General features: G+C 47.5%; 14 protein-coding genes. All 14 read right to left on the bottom strand.

What is annotated here, in order from left to right; genetic code table 11:
* Nucleotides 1-13: 13 nt before the first annotated feature.
* Entirely contained in the window at nucleotides 14-796 is a 783-nt protein-coding gene (gene sigG, locus MKY66_RS20735; RefSeq protein WP_017687309.1) for an RNA polymerase sporulation sigma factor SigG, read from the bottom strand.
* Between the two features lie 111 nt (nucleotides 797-907).
* Nucleotides 908-1,630 carry an RNA polymerase sporulation sigma factor SigE gene (sigE, locus tag MKY66_RS20740; protein ID WP_017687308.1) on the bottom strand — a complete coding sequence of 241 codons (723 nt, stop codon included), beginning with the start codon at nucleotides 1,628-1,630 and terminating at the stop codon, nucleotides 908-910.
* A gap of 11 nt (nucleotides 1,631-1,641) precedes the next feature.
* Entirely contained in the window at nucleotides 1,642-2,622 is a 981-nt protein-coding gene (gene spoIIGA, locus MKY66_RS20745; protein ID WP_036614861.1) for a sigma-E processing peptidase SpoIIGA, read from the bottom strand.
* A 262-nt stretch (nucleotides 2,623-2,884) separates the two neighbouring features.
* Complete coding sequence (gene ftsZ, locus MKY66_RS20750; protein WP_017687306.1) at nucleotides 2,885-4,000, bottom strand: cell division protein FtsZ; 1,116 nt, start codon at nucleotides 3,998-4,000, stop codon at nucleotides 2,885-2,887.
* A gap of 150 nt (nucleotides 4,001-4,150) precedes the next feature.
* The gene (ftsA, locus tag MKY66_RS20755) at nucleotides 4,151-5,434 is read right to left on the bottom strand and encodes a cell division protein FtsA (RefSeq protein WP_076211532.1); all 1,284 of its coding nucleotides are present in this window, start codon (nucleotides 5,432-5,434) and stop codon (nucleotides 4,151-4,153) included.
* Nucleotides 5,435-5,727: 293 nt separating this feature from the next.
* A complete protein-coding gene (locus MKY66_RS20760) occupies nucleotides 5,728-6,495 on the bottom strand; it encodes an FtsQ-type POTRA domain-containing protein (RefSeq protein WP_036614865.1) in 768 nt (255 codons plus the stop codon).
* Between the two features lie 58 nt (nucleotides 6,496-6,553).
* Complete coding sequence (gene murA, locus MKY66_RS20765) at nucleotides 6,554-7,837, bottom strand: UDP-N-acetylglucosamine 1-carboxyvinyltransferase (protein ID WP_076211535.1); 1,284 nt, start codon at nucleotides 7,835-7,837, stop codon at nucleotides 6,554-6,556.
* A 17-nt stretch (nucleotides 7,838-7,854) separates the two neighbouring features.
* Complete coding sequence (gene murB, locus MKY66_RS20770; protein ID WP_076211537.1) at nucleotides 7,855-8,760, bottom strand: UDP-N-acetylmuramate dehydrogenase; 906 nt, start codon at nucleotides 8,758-8,760, stop codon at nucleotides 7,855-7,857.
* Nucleotides 8,761-8,909: 149 nt separating this feature from the next.
* The gene (gene murG / locus MKY66_RS20775) at nucleotides 8,910-10,019 is read right to left on the bottom strand and encodes an undecaprenyldiphospho-muramoylpentapeptide beta-N-acetylglucosaminyltransferase (protein WP_076211539.1); all 1,110 of its coding nucleotides are present in this window, start codon (nucleotides 10,017-10,019) and stop codon (nucleotides 8,910-8,912) included.
* Nucleotides 10,020-10,026: 7 nt separating this feature from the next.
* On the bottom strand, nucleotides 10,027-11,124 hold the full coding sequence (spoVE, locus tag MKY66_RS20780; RefSeq protein ID WP_017687300.1) for a stage V sporulation protein E: 1,098 nt from the start codon (nucleotides 11,122-11,124) through the stop codon (nucleotides 10,027-10,029).
* Between the two features lie 48 nt (nucleotides 11,125-11,172).
* Nucleotides 11,173-12,594, bottom strand: a complete 1,422-nt coding sequence (gene murD, locus MKY66_RS20785) for a UDP-N-acetylmuramoyl-L-alanine--D-glutamate ligase (protein WP_076211541.1) — start codon at nucleotides 12,592-12,594, stop codon at nucleotides 11,173-11,175.
* A gap of 3 nt (nucleotides 12,595-12,597) precedes the next feature.
* Nucleotides 12,598-13,566 carry a phospho-N-acetylmuramoyl-pentapeptide-transferase gene (mraY, locus tag MKY66_RS20790; protein ID WP_076211543.1) on the bottom strand — a complete coding sequence of 323 codons (969 nt, stop codon included), beginning with the start codon at nucleotides 13,564-13,566 and terminating at the stop codon, nucleotides 12,598-12,600.
* 12 nt (nucleotides 13,567-13,578) lie between these two features.
* A complete protein-coding gene (gene murF, locus MKY66_RS20795; RefSeq protein ID WP_076211723.1) occupies nucleotides 13,579-14,991 on the bottom strand; it encodes a UDP-N-acetylmuramoyl-tripeptide--D-alanyl-D-alanine ligase in 1,413 nt (470 codons plus the stop codon).
* A complete protein-coding gene (locus MKY66_RS20800; RefSeq protein ID WP_076211722.1) occupies nucleotides 14,991-16,478 on the bottom strand; it encodes a UDP-N-acetylmuramoyl-L-alanyl-D-glutamate--2,6-diaminopimelate ligase in 1,488 nt (495 codons plus the stop codon). Before MKY66_RS20800 ends, murF begins: the two co-directional genes overlap by 1 nt.
* Nucleotides 16,479-16,489 lie beyond the last annotated feature (11 nt).

Below are 16,489 nucleotides of genomic sequence, written 5' to 3' on the forward strand. Positions count from 1 at the left end.
CTCTTGCATCGTGTTACGACTTTACATGTTTTTGCATCTGCTGTATCGCTGATTTCTCCAGACGTGAGACCTGAGCCTGGGAAATGCCAATTTCATCAGCCACTTCCATCTGGGTTTTCCCTTCGAAAAACCGCATCGACAAAATCATTTTTTCCCGCTGACCAAGACGATGCATCGCTTCACGGAGTGCAATTTCCTCGATCCATGACACATCCTTGTTTCTGTCATCGCTGATCTGATCCATAACATAGATCGGATCTCCACCATCATGATAAATCGGTTCGAAGAGTGAGACCGGGTCCTGAATGGCGTCCAATGCAAAAACAACATCTTCCTTCGGCACATTCAGTACTTCCGCAATTTCGAATATCGTCGGTTCCCGGGAATTTTTATTCGTCAGGCTGTCACGGACCTGAAGTGCTTTGTAAGCAATGTCCCTCAAGGAGCGAGATACCCGAATCGGGTTATTATCACGCAGGTATCGACGGATTTCACCGATAATCATCGGCACCGCGTAGGTTGAAAATTTGACATTCTGGGATAAATCAAAATTATCAATGGCTTTCATCAGGCCGATGCAACCAACCTGGAACAGATCATCGACAAACTCCCCCCGATTGTTAAAACGCTGAATGACACTGAGTACCAGACGCAGGTTGCCATTCACTAATTTCTCTCTTGCTGAGCGATCATGGTGTTGCTGAAGGGAATGAAACAATTCCCGCATTTCAGTGTTGGTGAGGACAGGCAATTTTGCGGTGTCCACGCCACAAATCTCGACTTTGTTTCGGGTCATCGTGATTTACCTCCCAAGGAGAAACATTAATGTACATTATCTCCGGGGCAGGCTTTTTTATTCGTACTTGGCACCCTTGCCAGTAATACCCATTCTGACCAAAGATGTATTTCAGACCATTTTATTGAACTCCTTGCGGAGTCTTTTAATGATTCTTTTTTCGAGTCGAGAGATGTAGGATTGGGAGATTCCGAGGAGATCGGCTACATCTTTTTGTGTCTTTTCTTCCCCATCCGTCAGGCCAAAACGAAGCTCCATAATCATTCGCTCGCGCTCCGTTAATTTTTCCAGTGCCTTGTGCAAAAGTTTCCGGTCTACCTGCTCTTCAATATTCCGATAGATTGTATCGTTTTCTGTACCCAGTACATCGGATAATAATAGCTCATTTCCATCCCAATCAATGTTGAGCGGTTCATCAAAAGAAACTTCAGTTCGGATCTTACTATTACGTCTCAAGTACATCAAAATTTCATTTTCGATACAACGTGATGCATAGGTTGCCAGTTTGATTTTCTTTTCCGGGTCAAATGTATTAACTGCCTTGATCAATCCGATGGCTCCAATGGAGACCAAATCTTCAATATTGATTCCTGTGTTTTCAAATTTGCGTGCAATGTACACCACCAGACGCAGATTGCGCTCAATAAGCATCGCGCGAATGGCCGAGTCTCCTGAGGATAATTTTTGCAGTAAAAACTCTTCTTCTTCCCTTGTCAATGGCGGCGGAAGTGCCTCACTTCCCCCAATATAATAGATCTCTTCGCTTTTGAGTCCCAATAAAAATAACAGACGGTAATATTGCAGCTGCGCCACCAGTTTCCATTTCACAAGCATGTACGTTCCTCCTATACCACATTCAGCGGCTTTTCTGTTGCTCCCGCAGAGAGAGCCGTAGACTGCGCAGAAGCAGCGTCTTGCACAAGTTCAGGATGAATCACGGCCTGGTATTTCCCATCCGACGACAAAACACCTCCATCCAGCCCAATAAGTACCCTTGTCGTCTCATAACATGTTTCCTCCATCGTCACCTTCACCCGGTCCGGCTTCATTGCCAGCATAAACGCAGTCCCTTTGTTAATGCCCCGATAAGGCACCAGCCGCAGTCGATCCTGCCACTGAAAACTTTCCTGATCCAGCTCCAGAATAAGGTTGTCCGGCGCCTCGTCCTTGAGTCTACCCTTCCATGAAGCGGGTAACATGTCTTGCCATAACGAAACCTCCATCACCATGACCGGCATGCGCGATAAGGGATCTGTAAGTTGATTGCCCGTATCCAGAAGGCCTGTACAAGAAATGACTACCTCATCGATGCAGACCTCAACTTTACCCAAATAGGTCGTCATGCGATCCGTTTTCCGTTTGGAACTCTGCACAGCTTTGAATAAAAACAGGACAGAAAAAAATACGATAAACGTGAACCAGAAAGCAATTTTCAGATCAAATGACATACCGCCAGAAGCCGTGAACCAAATGCCGTTAAACAACTCACCGGAGCTCTGAAGCATGTAATGCACACCCAGAATACCTCCGGCAGCGACAAAATTAATCACATAGAAGGTACCGAGCGTCCTCGCAAAAGCCTGCAGACCTTTAAAACCAAAAGCAATCGTAAGCATGACCAGCGAGAACCCGAACTTGATCAGAAAGGTGAACATAAAATCAAACTCCGGTACAAACATCATGACCACGTATAATGCGCCCACAATGGCTGACAGCAACCATCGCCACCAAACCAGCTTTGTCTTGCGCATCCAGGCGGTCATTCCGATGAGTGCACCGTCAATACACAGGTTTGTCAAAAAAATCAGATCCACATAAACAACCAAAGTCTTCACCTGCCTGCGCGCAACATATCGAAATACCGGTACCCGATATCCTGATATTCATGAGCATATTCACAAGTATACGGAGCCCCCTGTTCAAAGTCTGTCTAATCATGGGGGTGTGGTTCCAACTTTTTTTGTCGGAATTGCTCAGGCTCTTTGTTCAGAATTTGTTCATTGCTGTATGCTATGATATCTAAATAAACAGAAAAAAACCCGGTCGCTCCATAAGGAGTACCGGGTTTCCAATAAATTGATTTGCGTATTAATCGTTGTTATTATTGCGTGAACGATTGCGTAAAAATGTCGGAATGTCCAGCTGATCATTGCTCGGCTGATTTCCGAAAGGACGCAGGTTCGGCGAACGCGTATCCGTCGTCTCCGCTGTTGCTGGAGCTGGCTTACGTCCTGGTGGTGGTGGAGCAGGTTTATCTTCAAAACCAGTTGCAATAACCGTAACCTTAATCTCCTCTTTCAGGTCTTCGTCAATAATGGCACCAAAGATCATGTTTACTTCCGGGTCGGAAGCAGACGTTACGATCTCTGCCGCTTCGTTCACTTCATACAGGGACAGATTAACGCCACCCGTAATATTCATGATTACGCCGCGAGCACCTTCAATAGAAGTTTCAAGCAAAGGACTCATAATGGCTTTCCGTGCTGCTTCTGCGGCACGATTCTCACCAGTTGATTCACCAATCCCCATAAGGGCTGAACCACGCTCGTGCATAATTGTTTTGACATCAGCAAAGTCAAGGTTGATCAGACCCGGAACAGCGATCAAATCAGAGATACCTTGTACCGCTTGACGAAGTACGTTATCCGCTTGACGGAATGCTTCAAGCATAGGAGTCTTTTTGTCTACGATTTCGAGCAAACGATCATTAGGAATCACGATCAGTGTGTCGACTTTTTCCTTGAGAGCTTCAATACCTTGCTCTGCATGGCTGGAACGCTTGCGTCCTTCAAATGTAAATGGACGAGTTACAACACCAACCGTAAGTGCACCACACTCTTTAGCGATTTCGGCAATAACCGGAGCTGCACCTGTACCTGTACCACCGCCCATACCGGCTGTAACAAATACCATGTCTGCACCTTTCAACGTGTTCATGATCAGATCGCGGGACTCTTCCGCTGCTTTTTTACCTACATCCGGGTTGGCGCCAGCACCAAGACCACGAGTCAATTTATCACCGATTTGCAATTTATGCTCGGATTTCGCCAGGTGTAACGCCTGAGCATCCGTATTCACCGTAATAAATTCAACACCTTGTACACCATTTTCAATCATACGGTTGACTGCATTGCTTCCGCCGCCGCCTACACCGATGACTTTAATTTGAGCCAAGCTCTCCATCTCGAAATCAAATTCCAACATATTATTCCATCTCCCCCTCAATGTGCATGGATGGCCCGTCCAATTTTTGATTTGAACCGAATCAATTTCATATATCGACGAACGAAAGCGTTTATTTTAGTACCGGCGCATTCAGACGGCTTCAAGAATGTATGAAATGGATCCAACCTGTTATATAAATTCGCTGAACATATTCTTCAGCCGCTCGAACAGACCGGGTTTTTGCTCCGATTCCTGTGCCGCATTTGGCTTCGGACGGTTGGTCGGTTTCTTGTTGTTATTATTGTTGTTATTATTTCCACCGCCGTTATTGATCGAGGGACGAATGCGCAAACTGCGAATTACACTGTGCAATATGCCGACTCCGCTTGTAAACCCGGGGTCACGCACACCAATATAATCCGGAACTGCAACTCGTACCGAAGCAGCAAGCTCATGCTGAGCGACCTGCAGAACCCCCGGCATAGAGACCGTACCTCCCGTTAGTATATAACCTCCAGGAAGCTCGTTGTAACCAAGACGCTTCACTTCTTGGGATATCATCTGGAATATTTCTTGAACCCTAGGTTCAATAATTGCTGCCAGATCCTCCTGTGAAAACTCCTTGTCTACATTACTGCCAATTCGGGTGACTTTGAACATCACATCCGCAGCAGCATCATCCAACCAGGCGCAGCCATATTTCAGTTTCACCTTCTCCGCCTGATCCGTTAACGTGCGTAAGCCATAGGCGATATCATTTGTTACGAATTCCCCACCTATAGGCAACGTTGATGTTGCAACAAGACTGTCTTCTTCAAAAATGGCGATGGTTGTTGCACCTGCTCCAATATCAACAAGCACTGAACCCATCGTTTTTTCATCTTTGGACAAAGCCAGTTGACCCGCTCCAAGCGACATGAGAACCAAATCGCTTACTTTCAGACCCGCTTTTTCCACGCAGCGCAAAAGATTATGTATCGCGGTTTTTGCACCCGTAATGATCGTTGCTTCAACTTCCAGACGAACACCAATCATACCACGGGGGTCCTGTATGCCCTCCAAGCCATCTACAACATATTGCTTGGCGACAACATCAATAATTTCCCGTTCCGGCGGAACTGCAATGACTTCGGCTGCTTTCAACACCCGTTCCATGTCTTCTTCTCCGATTTCACGATCCTCGTTAGACACAGCCACGACGCCGTGACTGCTCATCAGTCCGATATGATTTCCCGAGATTCCAACATACACTTCGGATATTTGAATACCTACCATACGTTCTGCATGATCCACTGCGTTGCGAATCGACTGCACCGTCTGATCGATATCTACGATTACACCTTTGCGAATTCCCTCCGAGTCGGCAGATCCAACTCCTATAATATTAAAGGTTCCATTATTCATTTCCCCAATAATAGCGCGAATTTTGGATGTACCGATGTCCAAACTAACAATGATGTCATTGTTGCTCAAGTCTGTGGCACCTCCTGACTCCAATAGTAAATTACGTTCGAATTTAAACACTCTTAAAACATATTCAACACACTTCAGGCTTTCCCTCTTTTTTCTACAATGTTTTTGGGTGTCAAAATCTGGTTGCCAGACATAAAACATTGAAGAAAAAAGAAGGAGGCAACTCATGTGCCATAAGTTCAAGTGTATCATTTTTTCTTCATCTCAGAAAGAACAAGTTTCATTGCTCTGACGGGGTCAAACCCCGACCTGCCTAGGCTTTCATATTCAGTCCAGCCTCATGATGGCAAAGATCAGGGGCTTGCTCCTGGTTCAGCATCATCTTCCGGGTCATCCGGGATGAAAGGGACATAGGTATCTGCCTCAAGCATGGTGATTTTCCCAGGCCGTTCGGTCTCAATCACCTGATTCAGATACTCCACTTTATCCGATAAAAGAGAGACGGTTGTAATCACTTCAAACTGCGATTTGGTATACATCCGAATCTGATCCGGAAATGAAGGCGTTGGATTCGGAATAATTTCCGAAATATCCGTTGTTAATTCATTCGGAATTTTAGCCAGTGTCTGGCTCAGTTTGGCTTTGAGTGGATCATCAGCCTTCCATTGGGTCAATATGGGCTTCTCCACAGCAACACCAATTGTTGCCGGAACCGTCAAGCTTGTCCCACTGGCTAATATCGCTTTTAACGTACCGTCAGAACCAAGCTCATAAGCAACCGTGGCATATTCCTGAACCTTGATATGGATAATCCCCGGAAACTTTTTGTCCACGGTAACGGTGGAAATCGCCTTGATAGTCTTGAGACGCTCAATAACCTCGGCAGTACTTGTCCCAAAAAATTGTTCGCCTTCTTTCAGCCCGCTTTTCTCCAGCAGTTCTGAAGTTGCTGTATATACATTACCCGTAATTTCAATTGCCGAAATCCGACTCATGGAAGAACGAAAGAATAGTACAGCCAGCAATACAATAAATAATAATAAGAGAATAATTACAATTTTGCGGCTTGTGTTTCCTTTTGGCCGATTCTTCTTCAGAACCGGAATTTGACTTTTAGGCATAAGTAGCGCTCCACAAAGCCTCAGGTCCCCTCCCTTCAAGAAGGGGACGCCAAGGACGTTAATTGGCAAAATCCAACTGTTTCGAAACGGGCGACTGTCGCTCAACCGATGCTCCAAGACTTTGGAATAACTTCTCGATCTGATCGTAGCCCCGGTCAATATGATGCACTTGCTCCACAACCGTTTTGCCTTGAGCAGCCAGACCAGCAATGACCAGAGCTGCACCTGCACGAAGATCGGTTGCTTCTACTGTAGCCCCGTACAGACGGGGAACACCACGGATAAATGCTGCGTTCAGATCGACTGAAATATCAGCCCCCATCACATTCAGTTCATCCACATGTTTGAACCGGCCCTCGAATACCGTTTCCTTCATCACACTGAATCCGTCTGCCAGACTGAGCAGCACCATGATTTGCGATTGCAAATCTGTCGGAAACGAAGGATACGGAGAAGTCACAATACGGTCTACTGATTTGGGTCGGCTCATACAGCTCACCGTCATTATATCATTGCAGACTGTGATTTGAACACCAGTGCGCTTCAATACATGTATAAGTGAAGTAAGATGAGCAGGATTGCAGTCTGTAAGCGTAACATTGCCTCGTGTTGCTGCTGCTGCAATCATTACGGTTCCGGCCACGATTCGATCCGGTATAATCTCATACGAACAAGGTTTCAGTTTCTCAACGCCATTGATCGTGATTGTATCCGTTCCTGCACCAATAATGCTTGCACCCATAGCATTCAAAAAGTGTTGCAGGTCCTGGATTTCAGGTTCTCTTGCGGCGTTACAGATGGTTGTCGTCCCCTTAGCCATAACGGCTGCCATCATGATATTCTCGGTCGCTCCCACACTCGGGAAATCCAAATGAATATCTGTACCCACCAGATTGTGCCCATGACATATAATCTGTTGGTCCTGCTCTTCAATCAAAGCTCCGAGCGCTTCCAGGCCCCGGAGGTGAAGATCAATTTTGCGTTCTCCAATGGCACAACCACCTGGCTGATACACTGAAACTTGCCCAAACTTAGCCAGCAATGGTCCCATCAAAAAAATGGAAGAGCGCATCTGCTTCATTAGATCTTCTGGCACATCATATGACCGGATAGACGAGGTATTAATCGTCACTGTTCCCTGTTCATGCCGACACGTGCATCCAAGCCGTTCCAGGATATACAGCATCACTTCAATGTCCAGCAAGTGTGGAACGTTATGCAGTGTAACTTCTCCATCTGCCAACAAACTTGCGGCCATAATCGGTAAAGCGGCATTTTTTGCTCCATGGATGCGTATGGATCCTGAGAGGGGTTTCCCGCCTTCAATCACCAATTTGTCCAATGTATCACCTCCGGGGTTTACCGCTCACCCACTACGAAGACTTCCGGTACCAGGTTAATACCGTTTTGAGATGATATAGTGCTCTGTATCTGCTGCATTAGGGTGATAACGTCCTCTGCTGTTGCTTGGCCTGTATTAACAATGAAATTGGCATGCATGGTGGATACCTGTGCGCCTCCCTGGGTCAATCCTTTCAGCCCTGCTGCTTCAATCAGGCGGGCTGCATGATCACCCGGTGGATTTCGAAATACACTACCTGCACATGCCATCTGCAGTGGCTGTGTGCGGCGTCGGCGATCTTTGTAAGCCGCCATCGTTTCCGAAATGACGTTGCGCTCTCCATGCTGGAGTTCAAATGTTGCTTCCAGCACGATGCCTCTCCGATCATGCAGAACAGAGTGGCGGTAGGCAAAATCCATGTCCTCCTTGCTGTAACGTACCAATTCCCCTGTCTCCAGTACAATCTCAGCGAATTTGAATATCCGTGACACATCCGATCCATGCGCGCCTGCATTCATATACACAGCTCCACCAACAGTACCGGGGATACCGCTGCCGAATTCCAGACCGGTCCATTCCTTTTTGGCAGCAACCACACTGAGTTTAACAAAAGAATGCGCCGCTCCGGCGGTTACACCGCCTTCGTGAAATTCGGCATAATCAAAGCCCTCGCCTGGTTTCACCACAACACCGCGTATTCCTTTGTCTGACACCAGCATGTTTGAGCCCCGTCCAAGTTGCATCCACGGAATCTGATACGTGTGAAGCACTTGAACGAGATTCATCATCTGCTCTTTATTCTCGGGAATGACCAGTGCATCCGCAGGACCGCCAATCTTCCATGTGGTGTATTTGGCTAGCGATTCGTTTTCAAGAACTCTGCCAACATTATTCTGGGATAGTAACGATATCCACTGATGCATGTTTGCTTCCTCCTTTGCTTCAAAACCGATGAACACGGTATATTCTGTTGTTACAGACCGTGCTCTGGCGCCATGGAACGATGGTCACGATTTATACGGTATCTTATGTCAGCCCCGTCTTGTGTGTGACAATCGCCCACAAACGCACTTTATCGGCGTGCAGCAAGACGCTGAATTTCATGAACAAGCACTTCAGCTGCATCGGGTTTCCCCAGTTTCCGGGAGGCTTCAGCCATTCGTTTGCGTCCCGATTCATCATTCATAATCTTGGCGATGGCTTCATACAGGACTTTGCCTGTAAGCTCCTTCTCCAGCATCGTGAGTGATGCGCCTCCACCTTCAAGCGTACGTGCATTGGCTTCCTGATGATTATTAGTCACGTTAGGTGACGGAATCAGGATCGAAGGAATACCCAGTGATGTAATCTCCGCAAGGAATGATGCCCCTGCTCGGTTTACAATCAAGGATGTGCAGGCAAGCACCTCAGGCATATTATGCACGTAAGGCAGGACATGCAGGTGGTTTGGCATCGTACCCAATGAGCTGCGAATGGCTTCACGCGTTTCATCAAAATAGGTATCCCCTGTCACGTAAACGACATGTACATCGTCCAGTTGATCCAGCATTGGAGCCATGTCCACCATGGCCTGATTGATTGCTTTTGCCCCGCGACTGCCACCAACCACAAGAACAACACGGCTGTTCATCGGTACACCTAAAGTGGCAAAACCACGATCACGGCTAGCCTGGGCTACCGTAGTCGCTCGCGGATTACCAGTGTAGATCACCTTTTTTGCGCCGGAAAACGATTTTTCAGAACCTTCAAAGCTAACGGCAACCGTGTCCACATAACGCATCAAAAATTTGTTCGTCAGACCAGGAATGGCGTTCTGTTCATGAATTATACTCGGAATTCCCAGTTTTGTTGCTGCGTATACCACAGGTCCACATACATATCCACCTGTACCAATCACAACATCCGGTTTGAATTCCTTCAGCATTTTTTTGGACTTGCGTACACCTTGAATGAAACGCATGACCGTTTTCAGGTTGTCGATGGACAATTTCCGTCGAAAGCCCGTAATATCAATCGATTTAAAAGGAATATTTTCTTGGGGAACCAGCTTGCTTTCCAGCCCTCTGGTTCCTCCGATGTATAGAAATGTCGAGTCCGGGTTCTCCGCCTCGCATTGTCTTGCTATGGCAACGGCCGGATAGATATGTCCACCCGTACCGCCACCGCTTAGAACGACTCGCATCGCATAGTCACCTCGCATAACGGGATAAATTCACTAAAATGCCCAGTGCTGTGAGCATGAGGGTCAATGATGATCCGCCGTAGCTGATCAGAGGCAATGTAATGCCCGTAACAGGCATCATGCCAATGACAACACCAATGTTAATAATGACTTGTACAGCGACCATACCAACGATACCAACACCAAGCAAACTGCCGAAGGCATCCGGAACGGTCATGGCTACACGCATTCCTCTCCACACCAACACCAGAAACAACAATAATACAATCATTCCACCTATAAAGCCGAGTTCTTCGGCCAAAATACTAAAAATAAAGTCCGTTTGCGGTTCAGGTACATAACTGTACTTCTGTCGGCTCATACCCAGTCCCAATCCCGCCAGTCCACCAGGACCAATCGCGTATAAGGATTGAATGATCTGATATCCGGCACCCAGCGGATCGGACCACGGGTCCAAAAATGCTGTGATACGCTGCAACCGATAGGGTGCTGCTGCAATCAAAGCTGCAAACCCCGCTATGCCGCCAAGAGCAAGCAAGCTCAGATGTTTCATTCGCGCTCCGGCTGTGAAAATAATAAGCATCGATGCGCCCATCATCACGGTGCCAGTCCCCAAATCAGGTTGCAGCATAATAATCCCAAAAGCCAAACCAATCAATCCCAGCGGTGGCAGAAGCCCCGTTGTGAAGGTTTTGATTTTACCCGGTTCCTTGCTCAGCCAGTGAGCGAGAAACAGAATCATGCCCAGCTTCATGAATTCTGAGGGCTGGATACCGAACGAACCAATGCCCAGCCAACTTCGTGCACCGCCGCGTACCACACCGATTCCAGGAATGAGCACCGCAATGAGCATTATAAAACAGGCAATCAATATAGGCTTGGCATATTTCCTCCACACCCGGTAGTCTACATTAGCAGTTACGAACATGGCCACAAGCCCAAGCACCGCAAACAGGGCCTGTCTTTTTACAAAATAAAATGAATCGCCATAGTCATGAAAGGCAAGCACCGAGCCCGCACTATATACCATAATAATGCCGATGGCAAGCAATGCCAAAATACAAATCAGCAACCAAATATCTGGTGCCGGTCGCGTCTGTTTCATCAGGAGGCCACCCCTTGCATGGAAGTAGGGGCTTTTCCACCCCCCTACTTACAAGTTATGCGCCGCCTCTTTAAAAATGCGTCCCCGCTCTTCATAGGAAGCAAACATGTCCCAACTTGCACATGCCGGGGATAACAAAACGACATCACCGGCACTGGCAAGCTTCGATGCTTCCTGCACAGCAACGGTTAACGTCCGGGCAGCGTCCTCCTCATTATCGACGACCTTAATTTGCTTTAATCCGGCAAGTTCCGCGACCTTGGCAATTTTTGTCCGTGTCTCACCAATTGCAACGACAGCTTTTACCCGTTCCTGGAACAAGGGCAACAACTCCATCATGTCTGATCCACGATCCAGCCCTCCTGCAATCAATACGACCGGTTCCTTGAACGAATTCAGGGCCATGACCGTAGCCTTTGAATTGGTCGCTTTGGAGTTGTTGTAGTACGCAGAGCCATTATGCTCTAGAACATATTCAAGTCGGTGTTCAACTCCCTTGAAGTCTGCAAGCGGAGCAGCCAGCACCGCAGGATCAGCTCCTGCCGCTACGGCGATAGCCACAGCAGCCAGTGCATTTTCCACATTAAATCGCCCAGGAAGGCCAATGTCCTCAACGTCGATAATGATGTGGTGATCTCCGTTTTCATCCGCGTAGATTACCTGACGCTCCACATCATCCTCTTCTCCATCCACATAAGGAGGATCTGCATACACACCTGTATCCAATTTCTCTGTCACGGAGAAGGGGATCAATCTGCCTTTGATGTAAGGAACCAGACCACGACATACCGCATCATCCCAATTCAGGATGGCTACGTCGTCAGGCTGCTGATTGGCGAATAGTTTGGCTTTGGAAGCCACATAATCATCCATGTTCCCGTGATAATCCAGATGCGTCTCTGCAACGTTAAGCAAGCTGGCAATCCGAGGACGGAAATCAACCGTTCCTTTGAGCTGGAAACTGCTAAGCTCAACAACCATCCAGTTATCTGGAGAAGCTTGCTCTGCCGCTTCACAGAGAGGTGTTCCGATATTACCGGCAACGATCGGCTTGAGGCCGGCATGCTCCAACATTTTACCAACCCAAGTGGTGGTTGTTGTTTTGCCGTTCGAACCCGTAATCCCGATCATGGGTGCAGCACATAGATGATAAGCTACCTCTACTTCGGTCACCACTTCAATGCCCAATGCCATAGCTTGCTGCACAGGAGTTGCATGGTATGGGATACCCGGGTTTTTGACAACCAGCTTCACACCACTGTGAATCAGATCATCCGGATGCCCTCCGCATACAACAGAAATTCCCAAAGCCTCCAATTCGGAAGCTTCGGGACATTGATCTCTCTCTTTTTTATCATTTACTGTAACCTTCGCTCCGGCGCGATCCAGCACTTTGGCGACCTGTACGCCGCTTTTGGCCAATCCGAGCACAACTACTTGTTGTCCGCGATATGATTCAGGATGGTTCATGATCTACAACCCCTTGTTGAGATAAAGTCCAAGAGCGGCCAAAATTGCGCCTACCGCCCAAAAGATAATAACAACCCGCCATTCTGACCAACCACTTAATTCAAAGTGATGGTGAATGGGGCTCATTTTGAATACACGCTTGCCACGAGTCTTGAATGATACCACTTGAATGATGACAGACAGGATCTCGATGACAAAAATACCACCAATGATGACAAATAGAAGCTCTGTCTTGGTTACAATGGCTACCGCACCAATCGCACCGCCAATCCCCAGAGAACCGGTGTCTCCCATAAACACTTTGGCCGGATGTGCATTGTATACCAGAAAACCGAGTACAGCTCCGATCATCGCTGCTGCACACACTGCTGCTGGCATCGACGTGGCTTGCATCGCCACAATGGCAAACGCGCCAAAGGCAATCGCACTCACCCCTGACAGCAAACCATCGAGACCGTCGGTAAAGTTAACCGCATTGGTAATGGCAAGCATCATGAATACAACAAACGGATAATAGAACCATCCGGTCCAGTCAAACGAGAATGACGTACCCGGAATAGAGATGGCTGTGCTATGTCCATTCTGGATCAGCAAGAAACACATCACTGCACTGAAGAACAATTGGCCCAGCATTTTTTGTCTGGCCGTCAGTCCCAGCGAACGTTTGAACACAATTTTGATGTAATCATCCAGGAAGCCAATCAGCCCGAATCCCAGGGTAGCCACAAGCAAGACATAAAAGTCTGTATTCTTGACTGCCGAAAATTTCAAAAAGGCCAATGTGAACGCAACTAAAATGACGACTCCACCCATTGTAGGTGTTCCGCTTTTTTTCAAATGGCTCTGAGGCCCATCTTCCCTAACTTGCTGTCCGAATTTCATTCGACGTAACAGCGGAATCAGGAGCGGTGCGGCAATCACCGCCAGAATAAATGAAACACCGATTGTTAACAGTAATACCTGAAAATCCATGGGTTCACCCCTCTAGTCTACTCGATTCTGTAATGGTGCTATTTGTAGTGCTTCGACCACGTCCTCCAGCTTCATGCCTCTTGAGGCTTTGAATAAGACAACGTCTCTGGGATGTAGTTTCTCCAGTAGATAACGGGTCATTTCTTCTTTATCTATAAAAGCATGCACAGCCTCTGCCGGCATATGCTTTCTTGCTCCTTCAGCAATATGTGCTGATAGCGGGCCATATACAAGCACCATGTCCATTTTGGCAGATGTAATATACTCACCAATTCCAAGATGCAGACCCTGCTCCTGAGGACCGAGTTCAAGCATATCACCAAGCACAGCCACTTTCATGCGGTATCCTTTCAGACCTTCTAGTACATCGATTGCGGCCTTCATGGAGGTTGGACTTGCATTGTATGCATCATTCAGCAGGGTTAGACCGCTAACGCCTTGCTTAACCTCAATACGCATGCCTGTCAGTTTCAAGCGAGACAATCCCGCGGCAATCTGCTCCGTCGTCACTTTGAAATGACGAGCTACAGCTAAAGCAGCCAGACAGTTAACGACATTATGCGTTCCTAGCAGAGGTAGCGTAAATGCATGTTCTCCAGACTGTTTGGTCGTGAAAACTACGCCGTTCTGCGCATTCATAAGTCCGGTAGGATAGTCATCATTATCGGTTTGCAGACCAAATGTAAACCGCTGCAATCCATCGGGTTGTTTCGTTGCGGGCTCTTCAAGAACTTGTGCAATTAAAGGCTCGTCTCCGTTGTAGATCAGTAACCCGCCAGGCTTCAATCCCGCGGCAATCTCGGCTTTGGCTCTGGCAATCTCCAATCTGGACCCCAGCTGAAGCAGATGTGATTCACCAATATTGGTAATGACCGCTACATCAGGCTGCGCAATAACCGACAGATCGTTAATTTCCCCGCGACCACTCATACCCATCTCCAAAATGATAATCTCGGTATCCGGGTCCATGCTTAGTACAGTCAGTGGTAAACCAATGTGATTATTGAAGTTGCCTTGCGTCTTATGCACTTTGAACGTCGTTGAGAGAATGGCATCCACGATGTCCTTTGTTGTTGTCTTGCCGTTGCTGCCTGTAATGCCGACTACAGCCGCTTTATTCTCCGTGAGATAAGCAGATGCGAGTGCTTGCAGCGCGACCAGTGTGTCGTCAACAACAATGACAGCTCCTTGTGGCGGAATACCATGATCCTTTTGCCAGATCGCGCCTGCAGCCCCCTTCTCCAGACAGGCTTGCACAAATTCGTGTCCGTCAAACCTTTCACCCACTAGCGGGATAAACAAACTGCCTTCCAGAGGTTTACGCGAATCGGTAAACACCCCTTCGACCATTACATTGCCATGAGCAGCAACGTCACTTAATGTTCCTCCACACATCTCGGCCAATTGTGCCAATGTTCTTTTTATCAATTGGATTTGCCCCTTATCGCTTCTTTGGCTATGATTCGGTCATCAAAATCGGTTTTGGTTGTGCCGATAATCTGATAGGTCTCGTGACCCTTGCCCGCAATCAATACTACATCGGCTGGGCTTGCCATTTCAATAGCTTCATGAATCGCTTGGCGCCGATCAACAATCATCGTATAACGTTCAGCAGGAACGGATTCTTCAATCAGGCCCTGTTCAATGTCTTTAAGAATCAGATCCGGATCTTCTGTCCTTGGGTTATCGGAAGTAACCAGTACAAAATCACTATAATTTGCAGCAATTTTCCCCATGAGAGGGCGTTTGGTACGGTCCCTGTCACCACCACAGCCAAACACACAGATCACACGTCCTTCGGCAAATTCCTTCACCGTCCGCAGCACATTCTCCAGTCCATCCGGTGTATGGGCATAATCGACAATAACAGCAAATGGCTGTCCTTCGTCCACTCCTTCAACACGTCCATCCACGCCCGGAACTGTCTCCAGACTGCGCTTGATCTCTTCCAGCGGAATACCTTCCACCAGCGCTGCAGAGATGGCTGCCATTGCATTGTACACATTGAATTTGCCTACCATGCGCAAGCGAATATTCGTGTTGCCTGCAAATGTATCCACATGGAAAGAAGTTCCCTGAGATGTAATTGAGATTTGGGATGCGCGTACATCCGCCTTTTCACCCATGCCATATGTAATCACTTCAGCCGCAGTCACAGAGATGAAATAAGCCGCAGCCGGATCATCTGCATTGATGACAGCGAATTTGCGCTGTGTAACATCTTCTGTATAACCGTTACCCAGACGTGCAAAGAACAATCCTTTGGCCCCGCGATATTCTTCCATGGAATGGTGGTAGTCCAAATGATCCTGCGTCAGGTTAGTGAATACCGCAGTACGGAAATTCGTTCCCTTTACTCGCCCTTGTTCCAATGCGTGAGAAGAAACTTCCATAACACAACAGTCCGTGCCCTTCTGAACCATATCATGCAGACTACGCTGCAGATCAAGCGCCTCTGGTGTTGTTCCGGACATCGGGTAGGTGCGACCGTCATACCGCATTTGAATAGTACCGATCAATCCCGTCTTGCGTCCGTAATCACTCATGATTTTTTCAATCAAATAGGTGGTCGTTGTTTTTCCGTTCGTTCCCGTTACACCAATCATATTCATTTTTTGGCTTGGCGAGTCAAAAAAGAAATCTGCCAGAACAGCCATCGCAAACCGGCTGTCCTTCACCAACAATTGTGGTACAGGCAGATCCAGCTGCCGTTCAACCACCAATGCGACTGCACCAGCATTTACAGCTTTTTCTGCATAATCATGACCATCTACCGTATGTCCCGGAAGACAGATAAACAGATCACCCGGTTTTACCTGCCGGGAATCTGTCTGAAGGTTTTGGCATTCTGTATTTGATTCGCCCACAAGGCGGGCGGTGGTCAGCATCGATGCAAATTGTTTTAAAAGCACATGAATAACCT

The sequence above is a fragment of the Paenibacillus sp. FSL R5-0766 genome (assembly GCF_037971845.1).
In the GTDB taxonomy this organism is placed as follows: Bacteria; Bacillota; Bacilli; order Paenibacillales; family Paenibacillaceae; genus Paenibacillus.